General features: G+C 62.5%; 10 protein-coding genes and 1 rRNA gene. 5 read left to right on the forward strand and 6 right to left on the reverse strand.

Features of this window, described 5'->3' with window-relative positions; genetic code table 11:
* Positions 1–13: 13 nt before the first annotated feature.
* From ACK5L9_RS08030 to ACK5L9_RS08050, 5 genes are read right to left on the reverse strand one after another with little or no spacing between them, the layout of a single operon-like run.
* A complete protein-coding gene (locus ACK5L9_RS08030) occupies positions 14–1,291 on the reverse strand; it encodes a TRAP transporter large permease (protein WP_416910950.1) in 1,278 nt (425 codons plus the stop codon).
* Positions 1,288–1,794: a TRAP transporter small permease gene (locus tag ACK5L9_RS08035; RefSeq protein WP_416910951.1), complete on the reverse strand. Its 507-nt coding sequence runs from the start codon at positions 1,792–1,794 to the stop codon at positions 1,288–1,290. The genes ACK5L9_RS08030 and ACK5L9_RS08035 overlap by 4 nt, the downstream gene beginning before the upstream one ends.
* Positions 1,791–2,510 carry an SDR family NAD(P)-dependent oxidoreductase gene (locus ACK5L9_RS08040; RefSeq protein ID WP_416910952.1) on the reverse strand — a complete coding sequence of 240 codons (720 nt, stop codon included), beginning with the start codon at positions 2,508–2,510 and terminating at the stop codon, positions 1,791–1,793. Before ACK5L9_RS08040 ends, ACK5L9_RS08035 begins: the two co-directional genes overlap by 4 nt.
* Positions 2,507–3,364, reverse strand: coding sequence for an isocitrate lyase/PEP mutase family protein (locus tag ACK5L9_RS08045; protein ID WP_416910953.1), 858 nt, complete (start codon positions 3,362–3,364; stop codon positions 2,507–2,509). The genes ACK5L9_RS08040 and ACK5L9_RS08045 overlap by 4 nt, the downstream gene beginning before the upstream one ends.
* Positions 3,339–4,043 (reverse strand): GntR family transcriptional regulator, encoded by a 705-nt coding sequence (locus tag ACK5L9_RS08050; RefSeq protein WP_416910954.1) that lies wholly within the window; start codon positions 4,041–4,043, stop codon positions 3,339–3,341. The genes ACK5L9_RS08045 and ACK5L9_RS08050 overlap by 26 nt, the downstream gene beginning before the upstream one ends.
* Before the next feature lie 111 nt (positions 4,044–4,154).
* On the opposite strand from ACK5L9_RS08050, the gene xth reads away from it, so the two are divergent.
* The 3 genes from xth to ACK5L9_RS08065 all read left to right on the forward strand — a co-directional run bounded on the left by xth (position 4,155) and on the right by ACK5L9_RS08065 (position 6,058).
* Complete coding sequence (gene xth / locus ACK5L9_RS08055; RefSeq protein WP_416910955.1) at positions 4,155–4,940, forward strand: exodeoxyribonuclease III; 786 nt, start codon at positions 4,155–4,157, stop codon at positions 4,938–4,940.
* A 63-nt stretch (positions 4,941–5,003) separates the two neighbouring features.
* The gene (locus ACK5L9_RS08060; protein WP_416910956.1) at positions 5,004–5,309 is read left to right on the forward strand and encodes a hypothetical protein; all 306 of its coding nucleotides are present in this window, start codon (positions 5,004–5,006) and stop codon (positions 5,307–5,309) included.
* A 59-nt stretch (positions 5,310–5,368) separates the two neighbouring features.
* Complete coding sequence (locus tag ACK5L9_RS08065) at positions 5,369–6,058, forward strand: L,D-transpeptidase (RefSeq protein ID WP_416910957.1); 690 nt, start codon at positions 5,369–5,371, stop codon at positions 6,056–6,058.
* Between the two features lie 5 nt (positions 6,059–6,063).
* Here the strand turns inward: ACK5L9_RS08065 and ACK5L9_RS08070 are convergent, their stop codons facing one another.
* Positions 6,064–6,951, reverse strand: coding sequence for a cation diffusion facilitator family transporter (locus tag ACK5L9_RS08070; protein ID WP_416910958.1), 888 nt, complete (start codon positions 6,949–6,951; stop codon positions 6,064–6,066).
* A gap of 326 nt (positions 6,952–7,277) precedes the next feature.
* Between ACK5L9_RS08070 and ACK5L9_RS08075 the strand changes: the two genes are divergently transcribed.
* Positions 7,278–7,757: a hypothetical protein gene (locus tag ACK5L9_RS08075; RefSeq protein ID WP_416910959.1), complete on the forward strand. Its 480-nt coding sequence runs from the start codon at positions 7,278–7,280 to the stop codon at positions 7,755–7,757.
* Positions 7,758–8,319: 562 nt separating this feature from the next.
* A 16S ribosomal RNA gene (locus tag ACK5L9_RS08080) occupies positions 8,320–9,318 on the forward strand; the annotation flags it as partial.

The following is a 9,318-nucleotide window of genomic DNA, read 5'->3' on the forward strand; positions in this document are numbered from 1 at the left end:
CCCTTTTTTCAAATTATTGCAGCCAGGACAGCGGCCACAGGACGATCTGTGGAAAGATGACCAGCAGAACGAGGACAAGAACCTGCGCCGCAAGAAAGGGCATGGCCCCCATCGCGACGCGGTGCATCGAAACGCCAGACACGCCTGCCGAAACCGACAGCACGATGCCGACGGGCGGGGTGATCAGGCCGATGGCGGTGTTGATTACGAAAAGCACGCCGAAATAGATCGGGTCGATCCCGGCCTCTTCCACCACCGGCAACAGCACCGGCGCAAGGATCAGGATCGTCGGCCCCATATCCATCATCGTGCCGATCACCAGAACCAGCGCCATGACGACCAGCAGCAGGATGCGCGGGTGATCGACCAGTCCGCCGACCATGTCCAGCACGATGCCCGACAGATCCGCGATCGAGATGAACCACGCCGTCGTCAGCGCTGCCGCCGCCAGCAGCATCACCACAGCGGTGGTATGGGCGGCGTTGCGGAACACCTCGAACAGCATCGACAGCCGCAGCTCGCGATAGACGAACAGCCCGACCAGCAGCGCATAGACAGCGGCGATGACGGCGGCTTCGGTCGGGGTGACGACGCCAAAGCGGATGCCGCCCAGAATGATCACCGGCAGCCCAAGTGCCCAGATCGCGCCTTTCAGCGCCTCGATCCGGGCGGGCCATTCCTGCCGCGGCAGGGGGGCGACATTCTCGCGCCGGGCCAGGATCATCCAGACGGTCAGCGCGCCCAGTCCCATCATCGCACCGGGCACGATCCCGGCCATGAACAGTTTGGATATGGACAGGTTTGTCGCCACGCCGAAGATGATATAGGCGATCGAGGGCGGAATGATCGGCGCGATGATCCCGCCCGAGGCCATCAACCCGACCGAACGCGCCTCGTCATGGCCCGAGGCCCGCATCATCGGCAGCAGGATCGAGATCAGCGCCGCCGTGTCCGCCGCAGCCGAGCCCGACAGGCTGGCAAGGATGACCGCCGCAAAGATCGCCACAATCCCCAGCCCACCCCGCAGATGTCCGACAAAGGCCATGGCGAATCTGATGATCCGCCGCGACAGCCCGCCCGCGTTCATCAGCTCGCCCGCCAGCAGGAAGAACGGGATCGCCAGCAGTGAAAAGTTGTTCGCCCCGACGATGAATCGCTGTGAAATGATCTGCGGATCGAACAGATCCAGCGAGATGCCCATGGTGACGGCGCAGATGATCAGCGCAAAGGCGACCGGAACCCCCGTGGCCAAGGCCAGCCCAAGCGTGACCAGAAAGATGATCAGGCTCATTGGTGCATCTCCGCGTCGCCATGCGCGAGGGCGTCGCTCAGTCGCCCGGTGGCATAGCCGATCATCCGCCATCCGGCCATGATCCCGATGCCGACCGACATCGGTACCGCGACGCCAAAGACCCAGATCATCGGCAGGCGCGTCACCGGCGCGATGTTTGTCGCGTTGACATGCCACTGCATGATTGTGCCCGTCAGGATCAGCAGGCAGACCGCAAGGATCAGCCCGTTCGCCATCGTCAACAGCACGCGCCGCTTGCCCGGCGAGACCGACACGACCAGCAGGTCAAAGCCCATATGCATGTTGCGCCGCATCGCCGAGACCGAGCCGAGAAAGATCAGCCAGACAAAGCAAAAGCGCGACATTTCGTCCGATATGTCCAGCCCGTTCCCGAAGCCGTATCGCAGAACGACGTTCACAAAAACCATGGCCGTCATGGCGACCAGCAGCAGGACCAGAATCCAGTCCAGCAGGTGAAACAGCAGATCGAGGGATCGTTTCATTTGCGTCCTCCCGCTACGCGAATGACTTCTCCGGTGACATAGGCCGCGTCGAACAGCAGCCATTCGGCGGCGGATGCGACCTCGGATGGCTGGCCAAGGCGGGCGGCCGGAATGCTGGCGGTCGCCGCCTCAAGCGCGGCGCGGCCGGCAAACAGCCCCGCCTGGATTTCGGTGTCGATGATGCCGGGCGCAAGCGCGTTCACCCGCAGCGCCGGGGCCAGATCGCGCGCCATCGCCTGCGTCAGTGCCAGCATCGCCCCCTTGGTCGCGCCATAGACAGCCCGGCCCCGAGCCCCGCCGTTGAACCCCGCGATCGAGGACATGTTGACGATGGACGCCGTGGGATGTTCCGTCCGCGCGTTCAGAAAGCCCGAGGTGACAAGCATTGCCCCGCGCAGATTGACCGCCAGCACCCGGTCGATGGCATCCGCATCGGCGGCGTTCAGCGCCATGTCCGGGCCAAGGATGCCCGCGTTGTTGACAAGATGCGTGGGGGCCGGACCCCGTGCAAAGGCGTCGATGACGGCGTCAGGATCCGAAATGTCGGCGCAGAGGGTCTTGCAACCGGGCAGTTCGGCAGCGGCCCGGTCCAGCCTGGCGGCGTTTATGTCCCAGATCAGCGCGCGGGCGCCGCGCCGGGTGGCGGCATGCGCGATTGCCAGCCCGATTCCAGCCGCACCGCCGGTAATCAGGACAGTGGCGGTCGCGACGCTCATGCCTCGAACCGGTGGGCGAAGGACTGGTGTTCGTCCAGGCCGACGATCTCGCAGAACCCGGCATAGCTGGCCTGCCCCGCAATCCCGGCGACGCTGCCGGTTTCCTTCAGTGCCGCCAGCGCGCGGCCTTGCGCGCCAAGTGCGGCGAACAGGGTGGTGACGGCGTAAAGGCAGATGGAAAAGCCCATCTGATGCAATTCGGCAAGCGTCAGCAGGGCCGCGTCGGTTCCGTCCACAAGGCTGACGACCTTTTGGCCGGGAACGCGGGCAGAGATGGCCTCGACTTCGGCCCTCGTCTTGACGCCATCGACAAAAACCAGATCGACACCGCAATCCGCATAGCGGGCGGCGCGGGTCACGGCCTGATCCATGCCCTGCGCGGGCAGGGCGTCGGTGCGACCGATGACCAGCATATCGGGCGCCGCAGTGTCGCGTGCGGCAATGGCGGCGCGTAGCCGGGCCTCGGCTTCGGTCGTATCGACCAGACGGATGCCCGACAATTGCCCGCAGCGCTTCGGGCTGACCTGATCCTCAAGATGCAGGGCGGCCACCCCCGCCATGGCATAATCCGACACCGCCCGGCGGATATTCAGCGGACCGCCATAGCCGGTATCGGCATCCGCAATGACCGGAATCCCCGCCGCCCGCGTCATGGTGCGGGCGTGATCGGCCATTTCGGTCTGTGTCATCAGCCCCAGATCCGGCATACCCAGCCTGCTGGCCGTCGCACCAAGCCCGGTCATGTATACCGCCCCGAACCCCAGATGAGCGATCAGCCGCGCCGTCAGCGCGTCCGGCGCACCCGGTGCCGCGACGATGGTTCCGCGTTCAAGCAGGGCGCGCAGTGTTGTCATCGGACCTCTCCTTGAATTTCCGCAGCTCGACCCGCGCGACGCGCCGGGTCCGGTCGATATGTTCGGCAAGCGTCGCCGCAAAAGCGGCCATGTCGCCGTGTTCCAGTTGGGCCACCATCGTCAGATGTTCGCGGAAGCTGGCGTCGCGGCGCTGATCCGAGGGCGCGGTCAGCGCGGTTCGCAGTGTCCCGATACGTGCATCCGCCAGTGCATAGGCATCGCGGACCAACCGGTTGCCGCAGAAATCGAAGAAAGCCGCGTGATATTCGGCGTCTGCGCGCGAATAGCCGGCGTGATCGTCGCTGTCCTGCATACGGGTCATCCGGGCGCAAACCTCGCGCAGGCGACCGGTCAGCCCATGTGCATCATGCGCCATCGCCAGCTTGGCCGCCTCGCGTTCCAGCATGAGGCGGTATTCGCACAGATCCACCACTTCGGCATCGTCGGGCAGAAAGACAAAGCTGCCGCGCTTTGGGATGATCTCGACCAGGCCAAGGAATTTGAGTTCGTTCAGCGCATCGCGAACGGGCGAGCGGCTGACCCTGAACAGCGCCGTCAGCCGTTCCTCGGATATGTTTTCCCCCATCCCGAATTCGCCATCGACGATGGCATCGCGCAACCTGTCGCGGACCTGATCGGCGACGCTTTTCGCGGGCTGAATGGGAACGATTCGGGGCATGATGGTTTCCTCGCTCTGCATCGTTAACATGTAACGTGTAACATGTATATCCTTCTTTCACGGCGCGAACCATCGGTTGCCAATCGGTGGCGGGGTGCTAATGATGCGGGCATGAAAATCGCAAGTTTCAACATCAATGGCGTCAAGGCGCGGATCGAGGCTCTGACCGGCTGGCTGGCCGGGGCAGGGGCCGATGTCGTCGTCCTGCAAGAGATCAAATCGGTCGATGAGGGGTTTCCGCGCGATCATTTCGCCGATCTTGGCTGGAATGTCGAAACGCATGGTCAAAAGGGGTTCAACGGCGTCGCCATCCTGTCGCGGCTGCCGCTGGAGGATGTGACCCGCAGCTTGCCCGGTGACGATGCCGACGAACAGGCCCGCTATATCGAGGCGACGGTGACGGGCGATCAGGCGGTACGAATCGCCGGGCTGTATCTGCCCAACGGCAACCCTGCGCCGGGGCCGAAATACGACTATAAGCTGGCCTGGATGCATCGGCTGCGCCTGCGTGCGGCAGAATTGCTGGCCAGCGAGATGCCGGTGGTGATGCTGGGCGATTACAACGTCATCCCCCAGCCTCGCGATGCCGCCAGCCCCGGCAAATGGACCGAAGACGCCCTGTTCCGCCCCGAAAGCCGCGCCGCCTTGCGGACGATCCTTTGGCAGGGTTGGACCGACGCGATCCGCATAGGCGACCCTTGGGCCAAGAGCGGGCCGTTCACCTTCTGGGACTATCAGGCGGGGGCGTGGAACAGGGATGACGGCATCCGCATCGACCATCTGCTGCTGTCGCCGCAAGCCGCCGATCTGATGGTCGAAACCGGCGTGGACCGCGAGGCGCGGGCGGGCGAGAAACCCAGTGACCATGTTCCCGTCTGGGTGCGGCTTGCGGCCTGATCGCGGAATGTTGCGTTTGCAACAAGCTTGACCAAATGGTTTAAAACTGACATGGCTCGCCGCATGAAAACGCTGCGCGCCCTGTTTCTGGCTATTCTTGTCATCGCGGTCCTGCCGTGGGGTGCCTTCGCCTCAGGGCATGCATCCTGGGCCGCTGCGTCAACGCAGCTTGCCGATACCCTGCAATCGGGGGGCAGTCACGGCGAAAAGCCGTCCCTGGCCGGCAATTCCTGTCATGTGGATCACGCGATCCTGCCGGTTCTGGTCATGCCTGCGCGGGATGCTTTGGGGGCGGCGATACGCCCGTCGGACGGTCCTGCGCGCTGTGGCCTGCCTGTGGCCGGGGCACCCGAGCCTCCGCGTCCCTGACGATGCCGCCGCCGCGCGACGATGCGCGGCCCGCTATCAGTCAGAACCAAGGATTCATCATGAAACGTCGCAATTTCCTGACGGCCGCCTCGGCCGCCCTGCTGTCGGCCTGTGCAAGGTCGGAACCCGAAGCCTATGAGACGCTGCCCTCGCCCGCGATGCAGCTTTTGCCCGCGCGCTATGGCGCGGTCACGGACGAGCCCTTCCCGGTGCCTGCCGTGCCGCAGGGCATCATTCCGCCCGATCTGTGGCGGCAAGAGGTCGCCAATCCCTATCCCGACCAGCCGGCGGGAACGGTCGTGGTCGATCCTGACCGCGCCATGCTGCATCTGGTGCAAGAAAACGGGGCGGCGATGCGTTACGGCGTTGGCGTCGGGGCGGCTGGTTTTGGCTGGGCGGGCGACGCGGTGATGCAGTTCAAGCGTAAATGGCCCCGCTGGACCCCGCCCGATGAAATGGTCGCCCGTCGCCCGGATCTGGAACCCTATTCCATCGCCAATGGCGGCATGGCGGGCGGACCGGGCAATCCTTTGGGCGCACGGGCGCTGTATCTGTTCCAGAACGGAGAGGACACACTGTATCGCATCCATGGCGCCTGCGAGCCGCAATATCTGGGGCAGGCCGTGTCATCGGGCTGCATCCGCCTGCTGGATCAGGACGCCATCGATATTTACGAACGTGTGCCCCATGGCGCGAAGGTGGTGGTCCTGCCCTCTCTGTGGAAAGAGGGCGCGCGCGGTATTTTCTGACGCGTCTACAGCACCAGCACGCCGGAATGCTTGGCCTTGTGTTCCGGCTCGACATGGATGGTGATCTGCGCGTCGGCCAGCTTGGCGCGCAGCGACTGTTCGATCCGGTCGCAGATGTCATGCGCGTCCTCGACCGTGGTTTGCCCGTCCACCACCAGGTGAAAGTCGATGAAGGTGACGGCCCCGGCATGACGGGTGCGCAGGTCATGCGCCTCAAGCGCGCCGGTCGCCTTGTCCGAGATGATCGCCCGGATCGTGTCCAGTGTGGCATCGGGCACCGCCTCGTCCATCAGTCCGCTAAGCGAGGTTGCCGTCACCTTCCAGCCCGACCACAGGATGTTCAGCCCGACCAGCCCGGCCAGCGCGGGGTCAAGCACGCTCCACCCGGTCAGCACGGCCAGCACGACACCCAGCAGCACCCCGCCGGACGAGATCACATCCGACAGCAGATGCTTGCCATCCGCCACCAGCGCCGGGGACCGGTATTTCCGGCCGCGCGTGATCAGAACCCAGCACCAGACCGCGTTCAGTACCCCGGCAGCGGCGTTGATCGCGATTCCCTCGAACGGGGCATCCAGCACAGGCGGGTTCAGGAAACCGAAATAGGCCTCGCGCATGATCAGCAGCGCGGCGACGATGATCATCACGCCTTCCAGCACGGCGCTGAAAAATTCCGCCTTGTGATGGCCATAGGGATGGGTCGAATCGGCGGGGCGCGCGGCGACCCGGATGGCGACCAGCGCGGCGACGGCGGTGGCGACATTCACGGTACTTTCCAGCGCATCCGACAACAGCGCGACCGAGCCGGTCAGCCACCAGGCCAGCAGCTTCAGCGCCAGCACGGTCAGCCCGACGAAGATGCTGCCGATGGCGATTTTCAAAGTGCGGTTCATGCGTGCCCACCCCTGTTTGTCGAGAAACAGCATGTGTCAGATCGGTGCCGGAATCTCAACCATCCGCGCCGCTGCGTCACGACGGCAGAGGGCGACAAAGGCGATCTATCCCAAAGTGGTACATATCCTGACCGGATGCCCGTCTCTGCAAGGTGGCCGCCGGGGCTTATAACGGATCATCCATAAAATTATCTGAATTTTCCGTCGCAAGACGGCCTGAAGGATATTCGATGCGGGCGGCTTGTCTTGGGCTGATACTGAATCTGGTGGCGCTGCTTGTGGCGGGCCCGCCTGCATCCTCACAGGGCTTTTGGGAGGACACGGATATGCTGGATCTTCATTCCGGCTCGGCCGGATCGGACGCTGCCGGCGATCTGAGATTCGGCGGATACGATCTTGCGCATGGAAAGCATGTCGATTTTTCCGGTTGGTACACCCCGGCCTATCCTGATCTGACAATCCTGTTCATGACCCGGATTTCAAGCGGATTCGGGGTGATCTGGGGGCTTGGGACGGGCGAGAGGGGGGCGAAATACCGGGTCGCCCCCTCGGCGCATCTGGGGTTCATCCTTCAGACACATCCCTTCGACGGCGCAACGCTGTCGGTCAGCGGCATTCACGTCCTTGGCGGCGGAATGCGCGAAAAGCCCTGCATCGCCGACTATGGTGTGATCGGTGGCGTCGGCAAGGTGAATTGCCGTCTGGCCGCCGGGCTTTTGCCGCCGGCAGAGACGCTGAGCTATCTGGTGGATGTGGCCGGCTGGCAGGATGACCGGATCAGCATGACATTCGAATACCGCTTTTGACGGCGACGACCCGGCCCGATTCTCGCAGCAGATACCCCTGCAGCGGGCGGAATACGTGGCACAAGGGCGGCACCTTCGGGGAGCGACTGAAAATAGGCGCATTTTATCATATATATTTCAGTATCTTGAAGTCTTTCGTAAAATTTGTTCGGATTTTTTGCGCAACGGGGGTTGCGGCTTTGGTTGTTGGTCCGTAGATACCGCTTCACCGAGACGGCGGGAACGCTGGAACGGGACGAAGCGGAAGGCGGTTGTCTGAAGCTTTGGAGGAAATCTGGAAGCATGGCGGCTGGGGTAAGCGCTAAGAGATTGGCGCTCCGGTTTGTTATGTTTCTGTTGCTTTTTGACATTATAGTATGATGAAGGGATATGCGGGCGGTTTGGTCGTTTGACGACTGAGAGTTTTGCATATCGGCCTGGTAGCTTATGCGATGATCCAGGTGTCAGCTTCACTGTTTGTCGGACTTGCGCAAGTGAGGACGATGGACAGTTGTTACCCCGGATGTTTCCGGGGGTGACAGATGTGCAAGGTTCGACGTCAAGGATAGCGTTTCGGCGCTTTCAACTTGAGAGTTTGATCCTGGCTCAGAACGAACGCTGGCGGCAGGCCTAACACATGCAAGTCGAGCGAGGACTTCGGTTCTAGCGGCGGACGGGTGAGTATCGCGTGGGAACGTGCCCTTTGCTACGGAACAGTCCCGGGAAACTGGGTTTAATACCGTATACGCCCTTATGGGGAAAGATTTATCGGCGAAGGATCGGCCCGCGTTGGATTAGGTAGTTGGTGGGGTAATGGCCTACCAAGCCGACGATCCATAGCTGGTTTGAGAGGATGAACAGCCACACTGGGACTGAGACACGGCCCAGACTCCTACGGGAGGCAGCAGTGGGGAATCTTAGACAATGGGGGCAACCCTGATCTAGCCATGCCGCGTGAGTGATGAAGGCCTTAGGGTTGTAAAGCTCTGTCAGCTGGGAAGATAATGACGGTACCAGCAGAAGAAGCCCCGGCTAACTCCGTGCCAGCAGCCGCGGTAATACGGAGGGGGCTAGCGTTGTTCGGAATTACTGGGCGTAAAGCGCACGTAGGCGGACAGGAAAGTTGGGGGTGAAATCCCGGGGCTCAACCCCGGAACTGCCTTCAAAACTATCTGTCTGGAGTTCGAGAGAGGTGAGTGGAATTCCGAGTGTAGAGGTGAAATTCGTAGATATTCGGAGGAACACCAGTGGCGAAGGCGGCTCACTGGCTCGATACTGACGCTGAGGTGCGAAAGCGTGGGGAGCAAACAGGATTAGATACCCTGGTAGTCCACGCCGTAAACGATGGATGCTAGCCGTTGGGAAGCTTGCTTTTCAGTGGCGCAGCTAACGCATTAAGCATCCCGCCTGGGGAGTACGGTCGCAAGATTAAAACTCAAAGGAATTGACGGGGGCCCGCACAAGCGGTGGAGCATGTGGTTTAATTCGAAGCAACGCGCAGAAGCTTACCAACCCTTGACATCTGGATCTCGGTTACCGGAGACGGTATCCTTCTGTTCGGCTGGATCCAAGACAGGTGCTG

It is taken from the genome of Paracoccus sp. (in: a-proteobacteria), from assembly GCF_047973135.1.
Lineage (GTDB): Bacteria > Pseudomonadota > Alphaproteobacteria > Rhodobacterales > Rhodobacteraceae > Paracoccus.

Coding starts and splice junctions, on each gene's coding strand:
- ACK5L9_RS08070 (WP_416910958.1), bottom strand. CDS start 6,951: ATGAACCGCACTTTGAAAATCGCCATCGGCAGCATCTTCGTCGGGCTG.
- xth (WP_416910955.1), top strand. CDS start 4,155: ATGAAAATCGCAAGTTTCAACATCAATGGCGTCAAGGCGCGGATCGAG.
- ACK5L9_RS08050 (WP_416910954.1), bottom strand. CDS start 4,043: ATGCCCCGAATCGTTCCCATTCAGCCCGCGAAAAGCGTCGCCGATCAG.
- ACK5L9_RS08045 (WP_416910953.1), bottom strand. CDS start 3,364: ATGACAACACTGCGCGCCCTGCTTGAACGCGGAACCATCGTCGCGGCA.
- ACK5L9_RS08075 (WP_416910959.1), top strand. CDS start 7,278: ATGCTGGATCTTCATTCCGGCTCGGCCGGATCGGACGCTGCCGGCGAT.
- ACK5L9_RS08035 (WP_416910951.1), bottom strand. CDS start 1,794: ATGAAACGATCCCTCGATCTGCTGTTTCACCTGCTGGACTGGATTCTG.
- ACK5L9_RS08030 (WP_416910950.1), bottom strand. CDS start 1,291: ATGAGCCTGATCATCTTTCTGGTCACGCTTGGGCTGGCCTTGGCCACG.
- ACK5L9_RS08040 (WP_416910952.1), bottom strand. CDS start 2,510: ATGAGCGTCGCGACCGCCACTGTCCTGATTACCGGCGGTGCGGCTGGA.
- ACK5L9_RS08060 (WP_416910956.1), top strand. CDS start 5,004: ATGAAAACGCTGCGCGCCCTGTTTCTGGCTATTCTTGTCATCGCGGTC.
- ACK5L9_RS08065 (WP_416910957.1), top strand. CDS start 5,369: ATGAAACGTCGCAATTTCCTGACGGCCGCCTCGGCCGCCCTGCTGTCG.